The 21,522-nt window shown below is 53.4% G+C and carries 15 protein-coding genes; 13 read left to right on the top strand and 2 right to left on the bottom strand.

The features are described 5' to 3' along the window. Window positions 1–134 precede the first annotated feature (134 nt). The 5 genes from HMPREF2928_RS07765 to HMPREF2928_RS09105 all read left to right on the top strand — a co-directional run bounded on the left by HMPREF2928_RS07765 (window position 135) and on the right by HMPREF2928_RS09105 (window position 8,554). Window positions 135–2,615 carry an aconitase gene (locus HMPREF2928_RS07765; protein WP_246823584.1) on the top strand — a complete coding sequence of 827 codons (2,481 nt, stop codon included), beginning with the start codon at window positions 135–137 and terminating at the stop codon, window positions 2,613–2,615. Window positions 2,616–2,846: 231 nt separating this feature from the next. Then, the gene (locus HMPREF2928_RS07760) at window positions 2,847–3,098 is read left to right on the top strand and encodes a DNA mismatch repair protein (RefSeq protein ID WP_070688104.1); all 252 of its coding nucleotides are present in this window, start codon (window positions 2,847–2,849) and stop codon (window positions 3,096–3,098) included. A gap of 351 nt (window positions 3,099–3,449) precedes the next feature. Then, window positions 3,450–3,701, top strand: coding sequence for a DNA mismatch repair protein (locus tag HMPREF2928_RS07755; RefSeq protein WP_070634098.1), 252 nt, complete (start codon window positions 3,450–3,452; stop codon window positions 3,699–3,701). Between the two features lie 419 nt (window positions 3,702–4,120). Next, window positions 4,121–5,983 carry a hypothetical protein gene (locus HMPREF2928_RS09110; protein WP_141754965.1) on the top strand — a complete coding sequence of 621 codons (1,863 nt, stop codon included), beginning with the start codon at window positions 4,121–4,123 and terminating at the stop codon, window positions 5,981–5,983. Between the two features lie 477 nt (window positions 5,984–6,460). After that, window positions 6,461–8,554, top strand: a complete 2,094-nt coding sequence (locus HMPREF2928_RS09105; protein ID WP_141754964.1) for a hypothetical protein — start codon at window positions 6,461–6,463, stop codon at window positions 8,552–8,554. Between the two features lie 387 nt (window positions 8,555–8,941). Here the strand turns inward: HMPREF2928_RS09105 and HMPREF2928_RS07745 are convergent, their stop codons facing one another. Both HMPREF2928_RS07745 and HMPREF2928_RS07740 read right to left on the bottom strand, forming a co-directional pair. Beyond that, the gene (locus tag HMPREF2928_RS07745) at window positions 8,942–10,069 is read right to left on the bottom strand and encodes a glycosyltransferase family 4 protein (RefSeq protein WP_049337671.1); all 1,128 of its coding nucleotides are present in this window, start codon (window positions 10,067–10,069) and stop codon (window positions 8,942–8,944) included. 9 nt (window positions 10,070–10,078) lie between these two features. After that, window positions 10,079–11,134 carry an alpha/beta fold hydrolase gene (locus tag HMPREF2928_RS07740; RefSeq protein WP_070688101.1) on the bottom strand — a complete coding sequence of 352 codons (1,056 nt, stop codon included), beginning with the start codon at window positions 11,132–11,134 and terminating at the stop codon, window positions 10,079–10,081. Between the two features lie 288 nt (window positions 11,135–11,422). Here HMPREF2928_RS07740 and leuS point away from each other — a divergent pair, with 288 nt between their 5' ends. The 8 genes from leuS (at window position 11,423) to HMPREF2928_RS07705 (ending at window position 21,522) form a co-directional block, all read left to right on the top strand. After that, a complete protein-coding gene (gene leuS, locus HMPREF2928_RS07735; RefSeq protein ID WP_210399882.1) occupies window positions 11,423–13,864 on the top strand; it encodes a leucine--tRNA ligase in 2,442 nt (813 codons plus the stop codon). A 195-nt stretch (window positions 13,865–14,059) separates the two neighbouring features. Beyond that, entirely contained in the window at window positions 14,060–15,118 is a 1,059-nt protein-coding gene (locus tag HMPREF2928_RS07730; RefSeq protein ID WP_070688097.1) for a DegV family protein, read from the top strand. 635 nt (window positions 15,119–15,753) lie between these two features. Beyond that, a complete protein-coding gene (gene gap / locus HMPREF2928_RS07725; protein WP_049327141.1) occupies window positions 15,754–16,758 on the top strand; it encodes a type I glyceraldehyde-3-phosphate dehydrogenase in 1,005 nt (334 codons plus the stop codon). A 343-nt stretch (window positions 16,759–17,101) separates the two neighbouring features. Then, window positions 17,102–18,325 (top strand): phosphoglycerate kinase, encoded by a 1,224-nt coding sequence (gene pgk, locus HMPREF2928_RS07720; RefSeq protein ID WP_070688095.1) that lies wholly within the window; start codon window positions 17,102–17,104, stop codon window positions 18,323–18,325. A gap of 438 nt (window positions 18,326–18,763) precedes the next feature. Then, complete coding sequence (locus HMPREF2928_RS07715; RefSeq protein WP_070688093.1) at window positions 18,764–19,354, top strand: DUF6318 family protein; 591 nt, start codon at window positions 18,764–18,766, stop codon at window positions 19,352–19,354. A 16-nt stretch (window positions 19,355–19,370) separates the two neighbouring features. Next, window positions 19,371–20,222, top strand: coding sequence for a DUF6318 family protein (locus tag HMPREF2928_RS07710; protein WP_070688091.1), 852 nt, complete (start codon window positions 19,371–19,373; stop codon window positions 20,220–20,222). A 485-nt stretch (window positions 20,223–20,707) separates the two neighbouring features. Continuing rightward, the gene (locus HMPREF2928_RS09160) at window positions 20,708–20,884 is read left to right on the top strand and encodes a hypothetical protein (protein WP_168165537.1); all 177 of its coding nucleotides are present in this window, start codon (window positions 20,708–20,710) and stop codon (window positions 20,882–20,884) included. Between the two features lie 44 nt (window positions 20,885–20,928). Next, window positions 20,929–21,522 (top strand): DUF6318 family protein, encoded by a 594-nt coding sequence (locus HMPREF2928_RS07705; RefSeq protein ID WP_070688089.1) that lies wholly within the window; start codon window positions 20,929–20,931, stop codon window positions 21,520–21,522.

Genomic DNA, 21,522 nt, shown 5'->3' with positions numbered 1-21,522 from the left:
AGAGGCATGTCGAAGGTGCCTCATCTGCTGAAGGGTAGTGCGCTGTCTGATGGTGAGCAGCAACGGCTGGCTGAGTATGCTTCTGCGCATCCGAGAGTGCCCTGCACCGCAAGGGCCAGCACCATGATGCGGCGGTGCTGCTGGTTCACGGTATCGGCTACCAGAATCACGGCGAGACGCTCGCGTATTTTGGCAAGCCGGTGGCGCATAGTGTGCAGACTCTGCTGGCGCTGAACACGGATTCTGTCGCCGCCTCCGAAGAGAACCCTGCTGCAGAGGCTTCTGCGCGGGTTCGTGTTGAGGTGATTCCTGACGGTGATACCCTCCCGCCTGCCGCTGAGGTGAACCCGCTGAGCCACCACAGCGAGTTGACGTATTCGTTGACGATTGAGCGCACGGAGTACCCTGCCGACCCCGCTGACTCGGTTGAGGAAAGCCCGCAGGTTGAAGAGAACTCCGCGCAGAAAGAACCCGCCGAAGCCTCCGAGCCCAAAGAATCTACAAAAATCAGTCTGCCGAAAATTGAACTTCCGAAGGTTGAGTTGCCCAAAGTGGAGTTACCCAAGGTGGAGCTCCCTAAGATTGAGCTGCCGAAAATTGAGCTTCCCAAGGTAGAGCTCCCGAACATCGAACTCCCGAACATCGAGCTGCCTAATCTTGAGCTTCCGCGCCTGCCTCAGCCGAAGCCGCGCCCGGTTCGCACGGTCACTCGCCGCAGCCTCCTTTTTCAGGAGGGCTTCTGGCGGCCCAGACATTACCGCCCGTTGAAGGAGCATTTGCCCTGGTTGGCGTCGGTTTTGCCGCTGTTTTTGATGTTCTGCTTCTACTATGAGCGCCCCGGCGCGACCTGGCGTGAGCGTGCCGGGCACCTGCTGCGTTCTACGGCGCGGTTCGTGAACGTGGCACTGTGGCTGGTGCTGGCGGCTATGGCGCTCATGACGTTCCGTGATGCTTTTGTGGCGTCTCTGGGTACTCCGCAGGGTGCATTTACGGGTCTGGCGGCGGCACTCGGCCTGGGTATTGTGGGCTGGGTTTTGGCTCGTCGTGCCCGTGAGCTGTGGGCGCTGATGAAGGCTATTCCGACGCAGCTGATTCAGACGGCAACCAGCCCGGAGTCGCGCGATTTGGAGCGTATTTATGCGCGTCTGGATCGTCAGCTGGACGATTTGAGTTCCCGTAGCGATGCAGTGGGCATTATTGCCCATTCGCAGGGCGGCTATTTGAGCTATGAGCTTCTGCGTCGTCGTGCGGCGGCGGGTAAGAAGCCAATCCGTTTCTTCTACGGCCTGGGTAGTGGCGTGGTCCCGATTAGCATTATCGCTAGTGACCGTAACGACATTCCGGGGCCCCTGGATGTTGCAGGCAGCTACCGTAACCGCGCCATGCTGCTGTGGGTGAGCGCGGTCGCGGCGTTCTCCTGGCTGGTGGAGGCATCCCTGCTGTTTGGTCCGTACCGTTCACTGCTGCACTATACGATGCTGGCGCCCCTAGCGTTGAGCGTGGTGCCGCTGGTTGTGAGTGTGCCGGGTACCTTCAAGGGTAGGGCGCGTATTGGCCGCAAGAGTGCCCGGGACAGCGCCTCCGAAACTCCCTCCGCAACTCCTTCCGCGAAGAGCCCGGCGGATGTGCGCCTGGTCAACCCGTACGGCACGCGCGCCTACGTGAAGTGGCTGATCCCGCTGCTCTTCGTGCACGGCGTTTTCATGCTGTACGCGGTGTTCATGCTACTGCTGGCGCAGTTGCGTGTTGAGGGCGCGGTCCCTGAGCTAACGCCCGCCTCCGTGGCGTTTTGGGGAGCGCTGATCCTGGTACTCATGATGTCGGTGCGTAGCGCCTGCCACCTGTATGTGCGCGCCTACGCGCCGATGTTGCAGGATCTTGATGTGGCTGACCGGTGCGAGATTTCCGCTCGTGGTGACAGCATTGGCAGGTCGAATATTACTCAGCCCGCTGATGTGGACGTCAGCTTTGTGACTCTGCCGGGCCCGTCGGTGAATAGTCACATGCAGTATTTTGATGCGTGCTCGCCGGTGCCGTTGATGCTTGCGCACCGCCTGGTGCCGCACATGATGCCGGAGGGTGAGCAGACGCAGAAGGCGGCGGCTTTCACCGATATTGGTGCGGAACTGAACTGCGGTTTTGCGCGCGTGAAGAAGCTGATGCGCACCATGCATTACGGGCTGTATGCGGTGCTTCTGCTGATGCTGTCGGTGCTGCTGAATGTGGCGTCGCCGGTGAGCCTGTCCGCGTTGACGGGGCTTGATACCTCGCGCCTGCATTCGGAGGGATTTGACCGTCTGGTGGCGGATGCTCAGCAGCTGCGCGAGCAGGCGGGTTCTTCGGATCTGCTGCTGTGGATTCTGGTCAGCATTTTTGTGGTGGAGGCGCTGCTGATGATGGTGCTTTCGCCGTGGACTCAGCGGCGTTTGCAGCGTGCGTTCATGATGCGCAAGGTGGACCGTACGGGTCAGCTGAGCGAGTTCAATCCTTTGCCGATGGTGACTGCTCTTCTGGGTCTTGACGGTGAGGATGAAGACGCTGAGGATGCAGAGGAACATAACCCCGCAGGGGAGAAAAAGCAGGAGAATAAAGCAGGGCAGAGCGCTGTAGTTTAGGGTGCTTAGGTGGTGCCGCTGGAAGGGCACCCCAGAATTTTTATGCATTCGTGTGCACCTAAGATTTGCTGGGGTTTGGGTGATTCTAATTGGCGTAGTCTCCGTATCCACGGTAATATATTCAGCACTGCGGATACTATTTCGGCGCTTGTCGAGGTGGTATTGGCGGTATCTATCACTCAACTCCGCGTGCGCTTCACAACCGCACGCACCTAAGAAAGATAAATACTGATGACTCAGACTCTCATCACCCCCGCCTACGAAAAAGCAGGCGGAGGTTCTGTTGTTGCACGCGCTAACCGCATTAGCCACCCCAATGTTGAACTACTCGCGGACATGACCGTGGCTCAGCGTAATGCAGTGTTCCGTTACCTGGCGCGTTTCCCCGACCTGGATGACGCCCAGATTTTCTACGCGTACGGTCACGCTTACGAGCTGGCTCGTAAGGACGCTGAACGCGGTCTCTACGCAACTATGGCGTAGCATGCATAATTAGCTTTGGAAATGCTGCTGCACTCTGTGTGAGTGCGGCAGCATTTCTGCTTTTCAGGCTGGCTTTCGGGTGGGTTTTAGCTCGGTGGTGAACTCGGCGGTCGCATGCCGCTATGATGCCCCTGATTTCTTCCTGACAACCGGGAACGTGTCCACTATGGGGGCGTTCCCTGATGGTTCTTGAACATTGATTAGCTCTTGGGTAGTTTAGAGGTATCACAACCACTACTGCGAAGAGACTTCCGATGATCTCCGTAGGTTCTTTTCGCGGTGTTGCCTCCGGTAGCGTCTGCATTGTTGCGGTGCTGCCCTAAGAAACGCCCTAAGGAAAGGTTCTCGCCGATGAGCTTCACCAATATTGCCTATGATTACGAGCCGGAATTTGGCGATTCGGCACCGAGCCGCGACAACGGCATTACTCACCCGGACCCTGTTCTGCTGTCCTCGATGACGAAGGCTCAGCGTGGCGCGGTGTGCCGTTACCTGGCTCGTTTTGCTGAGCTGGATGACGCGAAGATTTTCTACGCGTACGGTCACGCGGATGAGCTGGCCGCGAAGGAAGCGGCTCGTACCGGTAGCTTTGCTACGGTCTAAGGATTCCTGCTCCGGTGTGATGCGGTGAGGCTGCACCTTCCGGATGCGCCCTCAGGGTGCCCGAGCTCTGCGAGGGCAGGTTCCCTGCGTAGGCGCGGAGGAAGTGTGTAGCGAACCGCCGCTGTACATCGTTGCTGTAAGCTACCCTCGCATACCGCCGCTACGCAGAATGCGTGCCGCATACGCCACCCTGCGCCCACGAATTGAATATGAGAATGCCGCCGCACCCTCCCGAGTTTCGGGGGAGTGCGGCGGCATTTCTGTTTGTGTTGCAGTGGCAGAGCTGGTTCTTTTCGGTCTTTAAACGTGTGTTGATAAGGGGCTATGCTCTTGTATGAATATAATAAGTGAGGCTGACCATAGGAGGTCGGTGCCATTGTATGACGACGTACGTACATCTAGTTTCAAGGAGGAAGACTATGGCAGAAGAGTTGTCACAGGATTCATCAAGGCCCCAGGAGACATCGAAAGAATCCGGTGTTAGTTCTGAGGAGCAATTGTCTAGCCCGACAGGGGAAAATACTATAGCGCAGAACAATCAAAAATCTCAAGCGGTAACTAAACAAAACAATCAGAATAATAAAAAATATGATTTAGGCGTCCTTTTCGTGCATGGAATAGGAGACCAACAAAAAGGGGATACATTCAAAGCGATGTATGAACCAATTAAGAAAGAACTTGAGGAAAATAAAGAAATTTTATTTGTTGAATTAAATAAAACTATTGCAGAGGCCAGATGTCCAGTTGTAGAAATGGGGCACTCAAAGAAAAATAAGAGAGCTGATGTTATATTTCGTGAATCCCACTGGAATAATCTAATTGGCAAAGTTAATTTAAAAAATCATATAAGTAATGTGTCTTCTTTATGTGGCTTTGCAGTCAGTCTTTTAATTGGTTCTCTAAGAGCACTCAATTATCTTCTAATATCCCTACTGGCCGCCTGTGTTTCACATATAAAGCTCCTCACTGTATTTATTTCACTCTTTGTTATAATTTCTTATATATATAAGGGAAAATTTTCACAAGATGGGGTAGATGCACTAATTGGTGCAGTAATCACAGTGATTGTAGCACTAATTATTATTTACCTTTACTGGTTGTATAAAAAAGGGTTCAAAAAAGGGCTCAGAAATTCTTTCTTGATGTTAATAAAAATCCTTAGGAAAATTATAGATATTTTTATTGTTCTATGTGATGTAAAATCTTGGATGCGTCTGTTTATAAAGATTAAGTCTATTGCAATCTTGTTGATTTGGCTTTATGTGCAGATTGATGAAATATCCAATGGAAAAACTAATCGAAATAATCCTGTCATCATTGTTCGAAACGATATTCAGAAATTATATAATAGCTGTAGTTCAGTTATTGTTATCGCCCATTCCATGGGAGCTTATCTTTCGGTTATGGCGATTCATCACATGCAAAATCTCGGAAGGGATAAGATTAATCTAATTACTTTTGGTAGCGGATTTGCCCCGGTGAGTTTATTGCGGGATTTGAATGGCAGTCGTTACCGTAAGATTAGGTTCTTTGTGAAGAATTTATTGATTTTTTTCACATTGATGGGAAGCATGTATTCCTTTATTTTCTTTACTGTTCTAGCGTACCAAGGGATGCCATTAGGAAAATCTTATGGGCTTTTAACTTTATTCTATGCTGCTACTTTCTATATTCTCTATAAAAATTCTATAAATGAATTATCTAAATCTCAAGCTGTGGACATAGGAAGCAATATCGTTTGGCAAAACCACTCATTCACATCTGATCTTGTTGGGAATTCTGTATCGCTTTTGCACTCAGGGGGTAGGTCTCGGTTAATTCCTGCATACAATCCTTTTATGCATTCAATTAAATCATATTTTCTGGGTTGGCCTATAATGCGCAAGGTTGTTTCTGAAAGTATTCTAAACTTGCTTAATTTAAATCTGGGGGGCAAGAATACTCCCAAGCATCCAGGGGATTATAAAATTTTTATAATTATTTATGTTTTTTTTGCTATTTTAATGTATTCCGGGATGTTTTTTGGAAAGTTAGGGATTTCTTCTGAGTCACTTCTGTATTTTTTGCTTTTTACTCCCTTTTTATTAGCTTCCATGATGTTTTTTTGGCAATTTAATAATTATGTCTATGGCTACAGTCCTTACTTATATTGGGATAAAAAGGCTGGGGTAAAAATCAATTCTCGCGATTTATATGTTTGTTCATTAATTTTTGGATTATGCGCAGGAATGACTGGTTTCTTTTTCCTGGATTTTGTTTCCCTATTGACATCAACTGGTTAATTCTATCTGTAAGGTTTTGATATATTATAATTTCGGGAATTTAATGCATGTTCGATGTTACTTATTTGCCCATTGGTGTAAGTAGTCGCTTCTAGATATAGATGCTCCATACATAACCTGTGCTGCAACGGCTCTTTCCTGAGTAATGGGATTTATTGAGGTCTCATCTGTGTGAGAGGAAACGACAGTCCTATGAATCATCTAGGAACTGCAAAGCCTATGGTGCACTATTACAGGCTGGAGATTCGATATAGACGTAAAATGCCGCCGCACTCTCCCGAAAAACCGGGGGAGTGCGGTGGCATTTCTGTGTTCGCTGCAGGGAAGGGGCTGATTATTTTTGGCCTTTGAATGTGGGTTGATAAGGTTTTATGACCGTTTTTGCTTCATATTTTTATATAATGAGTGAGACTGATCGCAGGAGGTCAGTGCCATGGTATGACGACACACGTACATCTAGTTTCAAGGAGGAAGACTATGGCAGAAGAGTTGTCACAGGATTCATCAAAGCACCAGGAGGCATCGAAAGATTCCGGTGTTAGTTCTGAGGGGCAATTGTCTAACCCGACAGGGGAAAATACTGTAGAGCAGAACAATCAAAAATCTCAAGCGGTAACTAAACAAAACAATCAGAATAATAAAAAATATGATTTAGGCGTCCTTTTCGTGCATGGAATTGGATTCCAAGAGCGGGGAGATGTATTTAATGAAATATATCCAGCAATTGTGAATGAAATTTCCTCTGATGAATCTGTAGTATTTGAAGAGATTCCTACTTCTTCAGAGAAAGAAAATCAGGTTAGAATAATACGCGACGGAAAAGAGAGTAGTATTTTATTCCGCGAATCGTATTGGCATGGTAGTGAAGAAGATTTAAATCAGACATCAGGGGGTGGGTCGAGCCGATTAATCACTACCCTTCTTTGCCTATCTTGGTGTGTTAGAATCCTGTGTTTGAAGTTTTCGCAAGTTAGGGTTGGGACTCCGATATTTTTTGCAAGTTTTGTAACTGCTATTTCTTTATTATTTGGTGATAATGCGGATATTATTAGAAATTTACTTCAAGCTACAGCAGATAGGCAAATGCCTCGATTAGTAATCGTAGTAGTCATTTTTATGATTGCGATATCCTGTATGTTTCTTGCTTGGTTCATGGATGTTTCTTCTGTAGAAGAAGAGAATGAAAGACTTAATGAAAATCTGAGTCTATATGACCTTCTATTACTTGAAAGACTGACAAAAAAACACGTCATCGTTTTTATTGTATATTTGATACTTTCGATTATCTATATTTTATCTGGCGCAATTCTCGCAATGGTTACGTTCCTTCTGATTATGCTGTTGGTTTCTTTGTATCTATATCCTGCATTTAAGATATTTATTTCTAAAGTTGTTGGTTTATGGACTCAAATTGATACGTGTGCTGATTACATTAGGTCAAATAAAGATTTATTCTATCTCGATCGTGTTGAATCTGATTTGGATGAAATTCTGGAGGAGAGCAGTAAGGTTCTTATTGTTTCTCATTCAATGGGTGAATATTTATCATATAAAGTGTTGACTCAGGATAAATACTTCAATTTATCTAATATCCGCCTTGTTAGCATTGGTGGTGGATTGGGTGCAGTTTCACTTATTGGAAATTCAAGAGTTAGTGATTCCGAAGGCAATTATTCACCTATAAATACCCTTTTAGTTTCTTCATGTGTCGCCTTTGCTTCAATGTTGAATATATTTTTATTTGTATACTCATGGTCGCACCTTTTTGTGGATTTATGGTCGATTTACAAGAATTTCCAGGGTGACCCTTTTAGTGGATTAATTTCCTCTCTGATTGATATACTGGGAATTGTCATATCATTTTTTGTGGGGCGCGATATAATTCGATTTAGTGGAATCGTTGAAAATACCTCAAAATTTAGATTCCATAGGTACACGCATTTTTTTGACCCGGTAGGAAATTTCTCAAACTTTGCATACGGCTTGAATATAATAAAAAATGTAACACCGAAGCTAAGTTTTGGACACGGTGTGAGTACTTATTTCTTTGGGGCAAGTCGCATAGGTCAGCCAGGAAAAATTGATGATATCAAATTTATGAATATGAAATATATGCAATTCCAGTTGGTGAAGCATTTTAATGAGTTTCTCTCCATGGAACCATGTCACGACCATCGGACTGAGAATGCTGATTGCAGGAAATATCGATTTTCTCGAAAATCAATATATTTTTTGATGGGTCTTATTGGAACTGTATTATTTGAATTTTTGGGTATTGCTACTGCGGTTCCTCTTTATAATCTATTGAATCGAACCAGCTATGTCATTGACGACCCTTTTAAATATATAGTTGCATTTGGGATATTTGAGTATTGGGGGTTTAATATATTCTACGTGTTTCTTAATAAAACAATTGATATTCATCGCCCTAAAGATTCTATGAATAGACTCTTTTGGTTTTGGGTATTTTGGCCTTTCTTTAGCTTTTTAATCGGGGTTTTGTTTATGAGTTTATGGTGTGCGGGGTTTGGGATTCTGAAATATGTCTTGTCTGTAAAGACATTATTATAAATTATCTATTTTGAAGGAATCGATATAGGGGTCTAACTGGGGTAATTATTGATTACTAACCTTTCTTTGTGAATTTTGGTTGATGAATTAAATATTAGGATCGAAAGTGTAAGTGTCACTAAAGTATGCTCTATTGTGTCCCATCTTTTGGTGAATTAGATTACTTTGAGTGGATTGGAAATAGAATAAGACAAGAGTCCCCGTGGAAATTGCGCTGTGAGCGATGTACTGCGAACAATCTGCCCCAGCTGTTGAATAAGAATTGAATACGAGAATGCCGCCGCACCCTCCCGAGCTTCGGGGGAGTGCGGCGGCATTACCGTGTCTAGCGCCGTAATTTAGCGCCGCGCTGTATACGCCGCGCACGCTTTAGAGCCCGCGCACGCTTTAGAGCCCGCGCACGACCTCCAGCAGTTTGAGTGCCGAGTCGCGCCAGGAGTAGCGGCGCACATCCGACAGGCCGTCAATAATCACGCGCTCGCGAACGGCGGTGTCCTCCAGGGAGCGGATAGCCTTGACCCAGTCGGCGGCGTGTGCCTCCGGGGCACCGTCAACCGGCGCGAACACGGCGTGCGGCGCAATCTCACGGAAAATCGGGATGTCACTAATCACCGCGGGGCAACCGGCAGCCTGAGCCTCAACCACGGGCAGGCCGTAACCCTCCTCGCGGGAAGCAGTCACCAGGGCGTGCGCCTGGCGGAGCAGCTGCTGGTACTCCTCGTCGCTCACGCCGTTGTGCACCTCCACGTTCTCACCGATGAGGCGCTCGTCGGTGAGCTGCACCAGGCGCTGCGGCGGCATCTTCGACAGCAGATGCAGGCGGTAATCAGGCAGGGAACGCATCGCCAGCAGCAGGGTTTCTACGTTCTTGTACGGCATGAACGAACCCATGTACACCAGGTGCTTGACGGGCTGCTCTTCGCGGGTGGTGGCGCGTTCCAGCGCGGTCTGGCGGGAGACGACGCTACCGGGCTGCGGGGCGTTGGGCACCACGAACAGCGGCTTGGTGGTCAGCTCATGCTCACGAATCAGCGAGGCGGTCGACTCGGAAACCGTCACGACCGCGTCGCCGTGGTTGAGCAGAAAACGCTGCGGGGTGTAGGTCTTGTGGAAGAGTCGCCAGCCCACGCGCACCGGTGCGGGCAGGAACCCGGGCGGGGTCGGGTGCGAGTAGTAGATCAGGTCGTGCAGGGTGAGAATCAGCTTGAATTTGCGTCCGGTGGAGCCGATAGTCTGCATGGGGGAGAACACCACGTCCGGCGCGTACTTATTCAGCTGCAGGGCTGCGGTCGGTTCGAGCGGGCCGGTGGGCGAGCAGATCTTCACGTGCGGCAAATCCGGCAGCATCTCCAGCTGACGCTCATCGCTGATGATCATGGTCAGGTCGAGGTCGGCGGCGGCTTCGTCACCGGTGTCGATGAGGGTTTTGAGTGCGCCCAGCAGGGATGCGGTGTAGCGGCTGATGCCGTCGTGGAAGCCGATACGGGTGTATCGGGCGTCAACCATGAGTTTCATGTTGGTTCCTTACTTCTCGTTCCCTGAGTGGTCGGCGGCGAAATCGGCGATGAGTTCCGCGGCGCGGCGAGGGGTTTCGTAGTGGATGAGGTGCCCGACTTCGGGGATCATGTCCAGGCGCTCGCGGGCGCCGGTCGAGGAATCAGGCAGGTCGCGGGAGGTGAGCGTCGCGTACATGGCGCGAGCTGTTTCGGGGGTGCCCAGGTCGTCATCTTCGGCGACGAGCATCTGCACCGGTACTCGGATGGCGGCGGCGTATTCGGCGGCGGTGTGCGTAATGGACGCTTCGTAGGCGCTGAGCACTCCGCGGCGGGAGCCGAAGGAGCCGAAGTAGGCGGCGTGCTGGCCGTTGATGAAGCGGCGCATTGCCTTGTCTTTGGTGCGCATCATGACTTCGCTGGAGGCGCGGGTAATTAGCTGCGAACGTAGCAGCGGGTAGCCGATTTTTTCGGGGAGTGCCGCGCCGGCGCGGTAGTAGAGGGAGGCGAGGCGGGAGGCGACGCGCTGGCTGCCTTCGAGGGCGGGCTCGCTAATCGGGTTGATGAGCGAGAGGAGCGCGAGCGAGTTCGGGTGTGCGGCGGCGAAGGCGCTGGTGACGATGGAGCCGAAGGAGTGGCCGACCAGGTGCAGCGGCAGGGGCTGTGCATCCTCGCGGGCGGGGTTAGTGTGCTTCACAAAGTCGTTTAGCCACGCCACGTACGCGTTGATGTTGTCCTCGCCCTGAGCGCCTTCGTCCTGAGTGCCTTCGGGCAGGTCTGCGGAGCGGCCAAAGCCGGGCAGGTCAGGGCTGATAATGCTGACGTTCGGGATGAGCTTCAACAGGTAGTTCGCGATGATTTCCAGGCCGTGGTGGTCGCCGCGGAAACCGTGCACGAGCAGCACAGGGTAGGAGCCTTCGGGGAAGAGCCCAGCGTTCATGCCTTTGCCGTACTGCCAGTAGCGGGTCATGACCGCCTGCGCGCCGTCACCGATGAGGGCGTCGTGGCGGGTGCCGGGGATGAGCGGGCCGGGCACACCCTCAAGAACTGAGGTGTTGGGGGAGTCCGGGGTAACGGTGGAGGTCATGGGTACCTTTCGCGGGTTGGGTACTGGGACGGCAAAGTCCCGTTCTTAATTCTAGGGGAGAAGCCTGAAAGGGCTCTGAAACCTGACTGTCGCATCGGTGGTTGGCCGGGTGATCGGGCGGGCGGTGCCGTCCATTTGGTAGTCGAGGCGGCCTCAACTCTGGCGCGGTGCGGGTTTCGCGTTACACTTGGAGGGTTAAGTTTTTATCAACCTGTCTTTATTTAAGGAATCGCTGTGTCTGCTCAGGTAGAGACCGAACGCAACGAAAATGCGTACGACTTCCGCGCTATGGAAGCCAAGTGGCGCCCCTACTGGGACGAAACGAAGGTTTTCCAGCCCACCGGTGACGCCCCCAAGGGCCGCAAGTATGTGCTGGATATGTTCCCGTACCCCTCCGGTGACCTTCACATGGGTCACGCGGAGGCATTCGCTATTGGTGATATGAACGCCCGCTACTTCAAGCAGTGCGGCTACGATGTTCTGCACCCGATTGGCTGGGACTCCTTCGGCCTGCCCGCTGAGAACGCAGCCATTAAGAACGACACTCACCCCAAGGAGTGGACGTACAAGAACATTGAGACTCAGGCTGAGTCCTTCAAGCGTTACGCTATTGCCGCTGACTGGAGCCGCCGCTTGCACACCTCGGACCCCGAGTACTACAAGTGGACTCAGTGGCTGTTCGAGCAGTTCTACAAGAAGGGCCTGGCGTACCGTAAGGACTCCATGGTCAACTGGTGTCCCAAGGACCAGACCGTGCTCGCGAACGAGCAGGTTGTGAACGGTGCGTGTGAGCGTTGCGGTACTACCGTGACTAAGAAGTCCCTGAACCAGTGGTACTTCAAGATCACTGATTACGCACAGCAGCTGCTGGATGACATGGAGCAGCTGGAGGGCAAGTGGCCTGAGCGTGTTCTGCTCATGCAGCGCAACTGGATTGGTCGTTCTGAGGGTGCTGAGGTGCGCTTCGAGATTGAGGCGACCGAGGACCAGCCTGCTGAGTCCTTCACCGTGTTCACCACCCGCCCGGACACCCTGTACGGTGCAACCTTCATCGTGGTTGCTGCGGATGCGGCGTTCGCCGAGCAGATTGTGGCACCCGAGCACAAGGCTGCCCTGGAGCAGTACCGCGAAGACATTAAGGCACTGAGCGATATTGACCGCCAGTCCTCCGACCGTGAGAAGACCGGCGTGTTCACCGGCCGCTACGCAATCAACCCGCTGACCGGCGCGAAGCTGCCCGTCTGGGCTTCTGACTACGTGCTCGCTGACTACGGTACCGGCGCGATTATGGCTGTGCCCGCGCACGATCAGCGCGACCTTGAGTTCGCCCTGAAGTTCGACCTGCCCATCGTGAAGGTCCTGGACGTTGAGGGTGCTGAGGACCCGGCTACCAGCGGTGTTGCCGCAGCTGGTGACGGCGTGCTCATCAACTCTGGTGAGCTGACTGGCCTGCCGAAGGCTGAGGCGCTCGCTAAGGCTATTGAGCTGGTTGAGGCTGCCGGCACCGGTGAGGGTAAGGTCATTTACCGTCTGCGTGACTGGCTGCTGTCCCGCCAGCGTTTCTGGGGTACCCCCATCCCCGTGATTCACTGTGAGGATTGTGGCGAGGTTCTGGTTCCTGAGGATCAGCTGCCGGTGCTGCTGCCCGATAACCTGCGCGGTGAGCAGCTGGCTCCTAAGGGCCAGTCGCCTCTTGCCGCTGCTGATGACTGGGCTATCGTGCCCTGCCCGAAGTGTGGCAAGCAGGCTCGCCGTGACTCGGACACCATGGACACCTTCGTGGATTCCTCCTGGTACTTCCTGCGTTACGTTTCCCCGAACTACGACAAGGCTCCTTTCGACCCGCAGGCTATGAGCGAGTGGGGTGCCGTCGACATGTACGTTGGCGGTGTGGAGCACGCTATTCTGCACCTGCTGTACGCACGCTTCTTCACCAAGGTTGTTCGCGACCTCGGCCTGATTAAGCACGATGAGCCGTTCAAGGCGCTCATGAACCAGGGTCAGGTGCTCAACGGCGGCAAGGCAATGTCCAAGTCGCTGGGTAACGGCGTAAACCTGGGCGAGCAGCTCGACAAGTTCGGTGTGGACGCTATCCGCACCACTATGATTTTCGCGTCCCCGCCCGAGGACGACGTGGACTGGGCGGATGTTTCCCCGGCTGGTTCGCAGAAGTTCCTGGCTCGCGCATGGCGTGTGGCTCAGGACATCACCAGCGAACCCGGCGTGGACGCAACCACCGGTGACCTGGAGCTGCAGAAGCTGATTGCTCGCACCGTGCACGAGGTTCAGGGCCTGCTGGATAACGGCAAGTTCAACGTGGTTGTTGCTAAGACCATGGAGCTTGTGAACGCTACCCGTAAGGCTATTGACTCCGGTGCTGGCGCGGCTGACCCGGCTGTCCGCAAGGCTGCTGAGACCATCGCGATTCTGCTGTCTCTGTACGCACCCTACACCGCTGAGGACATGTGGCACGCTCTCGGCCACGACACCCCGGTTCTGACCGCGGGCTTCCCCGAGGTTGACCCGGCTCTGCTGGTGGATGACACCGTCACCGCTATTGTGCAGATTAAGGGCAAGGTCAAGGCTCGCCTGGAGGTTGCGAAGGATATTTCCGAGCAGGAGCTTCAGGAGCTGGCTCTGGCGGATGCCGCTGTTCAGCGTTCGATTGGTGACGCCGAGATCCGCAAGGTGATTGTGCGTGCGCCTAAGCTCGTGAACATCGTGATCTAAGCTTTTTAGATAAAGGAAGTTTCTTAGATAAAGTACAAGCCCCGCTGTGGCTTCGGTTCGTTCTACGGAACGTGCCGGAGGCGCTGCGGGGCTTTGCTGTACTGCGGTAGTGATGAGTGCCATAATGTTCAGGGAACGCTAGGAGAGGGTTCGTCATCGAATCACGCACTGACGAACCGGAAGAAGGGCCGGAATATGGAGCGAGAGAACAAAGCAGAGAACCGCATTGCCGTGGTAACCGATAGCGCCGCCGCCCTCGACCCGGAGCTCGTGCAGCGCCTGAGCGCTCGCGGTAATTTTGTGCTCGTTCCGATGCCGGTGACTATTCGCACGCCCGGTTCACCGGATCGTCAGCTGCAGGATTTGACCGCCGCCGAGGTGGATGAGGCGATTATGCTTGCACACGTGATGGGTCAGACGGTGAGCACTTCCGGGCCCGCGCCGGGCGTGTTTGCTGATGTGTATGACGAGTTGGCGTCGCGAGGTTTTACGCATGTGGTATCGGTGCATCTGTCCGGTGAGCTCTCGGGCACGGTGGAGGCGGCACGCACCGGTGCCCGCCTGAGCCGCCTGGGTTCTAAGGGCGTGAGCGTGGTGGATAGCCGCACGGTCGCCGGTGCCTACGGTCATGCGGTGGTGCGCGCCCTGGAGGTGCTGAACTCTGCTTCCTCTGATTTTGTTCCGAGCCCTGACTACCCGAGCTCTGACTACCCGACTGTGGCGCAGCTGGTGGACTACATTCAGTCCGTCTGCGAGCAGTCCACGCTCTACTTCTATATCCCGACCCTGGATGCGTTGCGCCGCGGTGGCCGTGTTTCCCCGGCGTTGGCGATGGTGGGTCAGATGTTCCAGATTAAGCCGATTGGCACGATCACCGAGGGCAAGCTGGCGTATGTGGAACGCCCCCGCACTGCGGCGCGCGCCCTGGAGCGCCTGGTGGAGGTGACGGTGCAGACTTGCCGTGAGCATCAGCATGCGGCGGCGCTCAGCTCTGCTTCAGTGGGCTCTGCCGCTGCCGACCCCGCTAGTTCTTCGCTTGCCGCATCCCCGCGCGGTGAGGTGGTTGCGGTGCATCATGTGGGCAATGCGGCGCAGGCGGTGCAGCTGTACGAGCAGGTTCAGCAGATGCTGGGGGAGAGCTCCCTAGTTCATGATGCCGCCGCTTCTTCGGCGCCGGAGTTTTTGGTGAGTGCGCTGCCGCCGGTGCTGTCGGCTCATTCGGGGCTGGGTGCTGTGGCACTGGTCGTTTATTAGGATCGTGTACTAGTCGCCTATCCAGCGTGCCCGTGTTGACCCTGCGCTGTGTGCTTGTGCTGTGTGCTTGTGCCGTGTGTCCGCGGATGTGCTCATGCGGTGTTCCTGCGCGGTGTTCCCGTATAATGCGCCGCGGGCGACACGAAACACGACACGAAAACTGTGTGCCGGGAGCGTATTTAACCCGTTTTGAGGCTGTGGTGTGTCTTACGTTGGGCTCGTCTGTTTTCGCGTGAGAAATTGCACTGCGTGCGAGCTCATGGGGCGTCATTGAAACCCATTCGCAGGTGAAAGGGTATTTTTTACCCTCAGATTTTGCCTTGATATGGCGCGGTTTTTAGTAAATGTGTGTTTCATGTGTGTTTATGTTGCCGTGACCGTATCGCAACATTTTCTAAGCATGAACACAACGCAAACCAACAGAAAACAACGGGTTTTTGCTGGTTTTTATGGCGCAACTCACAAAAATTTCTCGATATAACACACCAAAACACACACAAACTAGGGTAGGATTATTACCAACAACGGCGGAACGCACCGGGCAACATAGAGCACGGACAAATCCGACTAAACCAGAGCCCACAAGGCATCGGATTTGTACACCGCCACCAACGCACTGACAAGGAGATACTCCAGTGACTGTACGCGTAGCAATCAACGGCTTCGGCCGCATCGGCCGCACCTTCTTCCGCGCAGCTCAGACCGAGGGCGTCGGCTTCGAGATCGTCGCAATCAACGACCTCACCGATGTTGAGACCCTGGCACACCTGCTCAAGTACGACTCCATCATGGGTCGCTTCAACGCAGAGGTTGAGGTCAAGGAAGGCGCGCTGGTTGTTGACGGCAAGGAAATCAAGATCCTCGCTGAGCGTGACCCCCAGAACCTCCCCTGGAAGGACCTGGGCGTTGACGTAGTCCTCGAGTCCACCGGTTTCTTCACCGAAGGCAGCAAGGCAAAGGCACACATCGAGGCTGGCGCTAAGAAGGTTATCCTCTCCGCTCCCGGTAAGAACATCGACGGCACCTTCGTCATGGGTGTGAACGACGACCAGTACGATGCAGCTAACCACCACATCGTCTCCAACGCATCCTGCACCACCAACTGCCTCGCTCCGATGGCTAAGGTCCTGAACGACGCATTCGGCATCAAGCAGGGTCTGATGACCACCATCCACGCATACACCGCTGACCAGCGTCTGCAGGATGCTCCCCACCGCGACCTGCGCCGTGCACGCGCAGCAGCTGTGAACATGGTCCCCACCTCCACCGGTGCAGCAGCAGCTGTTGGCCTGGTTCTGCCCGAGCTGAAGGGTAAGCTGGACGGCTTCGCAGTCCGCGTTCCCACCATCACCGGCTCCATCACCGACCTGACCTTCACCGCTGAGCGCGAGGTCACCGTTGAGGAAGTCAACGCAGCAGTCAAGGCAGCAGCTGAGGGTCCCCTGAAGGGCATCATCAAGTACAACGAGGATCCCATCGTGTCCAAGGACATTGAGGGTGAGCCCATCTCCACCGTCTTCGACGCACCGCTGACCAAGGTCATCGGCGACCAGGTGAAGGTTATCGCTTGGTACGACAACGAGTACGGCTACGTTGCACGCCTCGTGATGTTCACCAACAAGGTTGTGGCATCCCTCTAAGCCCCCAATAGGCTTACGACGCTCACCGAGTGTAAGCGTCACCCCGCGTAACTAACGCATAGTGAACCCCGGCACCACCGCATCAAGCGGGGGAGTCGGGGTTTGCTGTACCAAGGCCCTATGTAAAGGGTCTTAATAAAACCCCAAAATGTATAAACATACTATTTTCCGTCGCCCTTTTTGGGTCAAAAATACCGTAAGGAAATAGCTGACAGAGAGTGCGAATATCCGCGATATTCTGCGGAAAAACACCATATAAAAGCTATTTACTAGGCTGTCAATCACCCTAATGTTCGGTATGATGGAAACGGTATATAAACCCACCTATCCAGGAGGAATTCCTATGGCTAAGGCACTGTCCGAACTGCTCGAAGAAGGCGTCGCAGGCCGCCACGTTCTCGTCCGTTCCGACCTGAACGTACCCCTGAAGGACGGCGTTGTCACCGACGACGGCCGCGTCCGCGCATCCCTGCCCGTCATTGAGAAGCTTGCCAAGGCTGGCGCACGCGTTATCGTGACCGCACACCTGGGCCGCCCCAAGGGCAAGGTCGACCCCCAGTACTCCATCGCACCGGCAGCTGCACGCCTGGCTGAGCTGGCATCCGTGCCCGTGAAGGTTGCAACCGACCTGGTAGGCGAGGACGCAAAGGCTAAGGCAGCAGCCCTGGCTGACGGCGAAGTTCTGGTTGTTGAGAACGTCCGCTACGACGCACGCGAGACCTCCAAGGACGACGCAGAGCGCGGCGAATTCGCTGACGAGCTGGTCGCACTGACCGGCGAGAACGGCGCATACGTGAACGACGCATTCGGTGCAGTTCACCGCAAGCACGCTTCCGTCTACGACGTTGCTAAGCGTCTGCCCGCATACCTGGGTGACCTGGTGAAGAAGGAAGTTGACGTTCTGGCTAAGACCCTGAACGACCCCGAGCGTCCCTTCGTTGTGGTCATGGGTGGCGCTAAGGTTTCCGACAAGCTCGCCGTGATTGACAACCTGATTGGTAAGGCTGACACCATCCTCATTGGTGGCGGTATGGGCTACACCTTCGCATACGCACAGGGCTACGAGGTTGGCCAGTCGCTGCTGGAGAAGGACCAGGTCGACAACGTTCTGCGTTACCTGAAGGAAGCTCCCGAGAAGGGCACCGAGATCATCACCGCAGTGGACGTTGTCTGGTCTGACGCATTCTCCGCTGACGCTAACACCGAGATCCGCCCGATTGAGGACCTGACCGGCGGCAAGCTGGGCGCAGAGGCTGAGGGCCTGGACATTGGCCCCAAGACCCGCGAGATTTTCGCTGAGAAAATCAAGGGTGCAAAGACCATCTTCTGGAACGGCCCCGTTGGCGTGTTCGAGATCGCTCCCTTCGCTGAGGGTACCCGCGCAGTGGCTCAGGCTATCGTTGAGTCTGACGCGTTCTCCATCATTGGTGGTGGCGACTCCGCATCTGCAGTCCGTAACCTGGGCTTCAAGGATGAGCAGTTCGGCCACATCTCCACCGGTGGTGGCGCTTCCCTCGAGTACATTGAGGGTAAGACCCTGCCCGGCCTGGAGGCACTGGGCGCCTAATCTGGGTGCACAGATTTAGTACACGGTTTTAGTGTAAGGAACCCCCGCTGGGGCGGTATTTCGGTACCGTTCCGGCGGGGGTTTCTGCATGCCCGCTCATGCCCGGATAATCCTGCGCGGGCAGATGGGCGGGGCTGTTTCCTGGCTATATGCTGTGGATTCCCTGGGTGTGCGGCTTGTGCTGGGGAGGGTTAGAGGTGCCTCTAATAGACTGGAAATGTAGAGGTTCCCGGCGCTCCCCCACGGTACCCATATGGTTACCGCGGGGGAGCGAAGCAGGGGACGCACGCACCTCCACAGGCAAACAAATACAGACAAGCGAATACAGGCGGGCGAAGACGCCCAGCCGTTGAACCCAACCGCCCCGAGCAGCCCAGAACCACCTCGGCAGCTCGTGAAAACGGCAACTAGTGAACATCGAATCCAAGGAGGCAAAGAATGACCGTAAACGCTCAAATGCTCTTTGACGAAAAAGACTACACCGGAACATACCCGTATGTAGCCGACTGCGTAATCGGGCCCTACACACCCGCAAACCGGGACCACCCCGCCTACTCGGCACCCGCCCCGGGCGTGAGGTACACGCCGAATGCTTACAAGGTGTCAAACCTGCGCCCCTACCTGGGCTACTACTACGCCTGCCAAAACTACATGATTCTCGCCTCGGAACCGGCAGTTCTGCGGATCGACAATATCAGCGAAGAAATGTTCTTCCCCGCCATTCAGGACCTCTACGAAGAGGGTAAAGGCTGGGTCATCACGCCTGCCTCTAAGGTTCTGACCATGAACCTTCTGGAGGGGCAGCCGCGCCTCATCGACGAGACGCTAAAAATTGTGGAATGGAACGTGCGGTTCGATATTCTTCCCGAAGTTAAGGTGTACCGCAAAGACACAAACCAGGTGTACCCCATCACTGATTTTGATACGCGCGGCCTGATCCGTGACGGCGCAATACACGGGACTCTACGCACACAATTCACGAATGAGTGGAGGCCCGTCCAATTCATCCCAGAAAATAGTTTGAGCTAGGAGAGGGGAGAGCAACATGACGAATAACTTTGGTGGACCCGGATACGGCGGACCCGGATACAACGAGCAACGAGCGCTCATGAGGTCTATGATTTCTCGCGCCAAGTTTATACGAGCTGGCGTGTTCGCCGGTGCCGCCCTCGTCGCGATAGGTTTTGGCTGGGGCACTAAACTGCTCAACGGGACGGGCTCGGAGTCCCAGGCCGATAAGAAGCGTGACCAGGAGTTTGTGCGCCTGGAACCCACGGAGAAGTACGATGAGCTCCACAGCTTGGGGCCTTCCTCCGGGCCGCTGGTTTATACGGCATTCGAACGTAAGGGGCGCTTCATTCCTGCCACCGAGGCGCAGGCTGCGCAGAACGTGCCGTACCCTATTCAGCAGCCCGGAATGGATAACTACGACCGCGCTGGCTTGTACGCATTCTTGGCGTACTTCTTTGCGTCGATGAATTACTTCTACCACACGGGCGATACGGAGCCTCTTTCTAAGGTCACGGACCCGGAAAAGGTGCTGCACCCCGAAATTCTTCGCCTGTACAGGGAGAAGCGCGGATGGGTTATTTCGGCTGATAAGAATGTGCTGAGCGCCAATGTTGCTGATGATCTTATCGCCGGTGAAAAGGCTAAAAATACGAGCCGAAAAATCCTGGTGAGCACCCTGTACACGACTAAGGCTAAGGACCTTGCGTTTTATGTTAAGGAGACGGGGGAGAAGCAAGATATCCGCAAATATTTGAAGTATCTGGGGCGTTTCTCGCTGGCTGTGGAGCATCTGCGTGGGCAGTGGGTGATTGTGGTTGCCCGCGACGGCTACAGCAACCGCAACACCTACGAGCCGATCTACCCGCAAGGATTCGGGCAGCTGTAGTTTTTCTAGAAACCCCCGCCGGGCAGTACTTTCGGTACTGTGCTGGCGGGGGTTTCTTGCTGGGCTTTCCCGGTGGGCTCTTCGCGGCTGACTATGGGAGGTGGAAGCAGAGGGAGGTGGAATCCGTCCTACTGAGTTCGTGTGCAGAGTGTGCGTGTGTTACCTTGAGGTGTGGGCGAGGAAGCTCGTTCACCGTCACATCAACTTCAACTTCCGGAAGCTAAATATATGGTTACTTTTCAGGCGTATGCCGTCCCTGTACCTTTTCAAGGTGAGTACGCTGAGGTTCTCACGACGGGGCTCTCACGATGCTGCTCAAGCATCTAACTCAGACAAGTCAGATGTTTACTCGCTAAAGGTATTTATTCGTTTAATGATCTCATTTGTTATCTGAACAATGAGTGTTCTTCTTAAGCTGGTGCATTAGATATTTTAACTCACAACAAATGTAGACGGAATTGTCGATATATGGAGACGCCTATTTTGTGTATCGCGATACCGGCGAAGTGAAATATTTTCGGGATATGTTTCATACTGACCGCCACCCAAGCATTTCTTTCTACGGTGAATTTTTGGATGGACGCTGGGTAAGCGTTGACGAAAATCTGCAAGGTGATCTCTTATTGCCCAAGGGTGCTTCTGTTGCTGGATATACGAAATAGAGACGAATTTTGAAATGCCTACCGTAATCTAAGGAGGGATAAATATGACCGAGAAGATAAATAAGCCGTTTTACGACGATAAGGATTATCGGCGTGAATATAAATTGCGTGAGACTGATCTAATTGGAATCTATACCTCGGCAAACCAGCAGCACCCTGCATATTCTGCGCCGCCGCCAGACTACACCTACACGTTTACTAAATTTCTAACGTCCGCTGATTTGAAATTCTATAATAGCTACTATTATCAATGCCAAAACTATATGCTTTTGGCATCCGATTCGCGTCGCCTCGAATATGCAATGACCGCCCAAGAAATGTTCTTCCCCGCCATCCAAGATATCTTTGACGACGGAAAAGGGTGGGTCATCACCCCCAACCAACAAATCTTGACCATGCACATTCTCGAAGCACAACCGCGCATCCACAACGAAGAACAAAAAATCTTCGACTGGAACGTCAAATTCGACATCCTTCCCGAAGCAAAAGTCTTCCGGAAAGACACCGGGCAGCTACAGCCCATCACCGAATTCGACACGCGCGGACTCCTTCGCGACGGAGCAATCTACGGTACCCTGCGCTCGCGTTTCCTCGATCCCGGATGGGATATTCACTTCATCCCCGAAAAGGAGGTATAA

This window comes from Rothia sp. HMSC072B04 (assembly GCF_001813725.1).
Lineage (GTDB): Bacteria > Actinomycetota > Actinomycetes > Actinomycetales > Micrococcaceae > Rothia > Rothia mucilaginosa.
The sequence above is the reverse complement of the archived record's forward strand: the minus strand, read 5'-3'. Positions and strand labels throughout refer to the sequence as shown.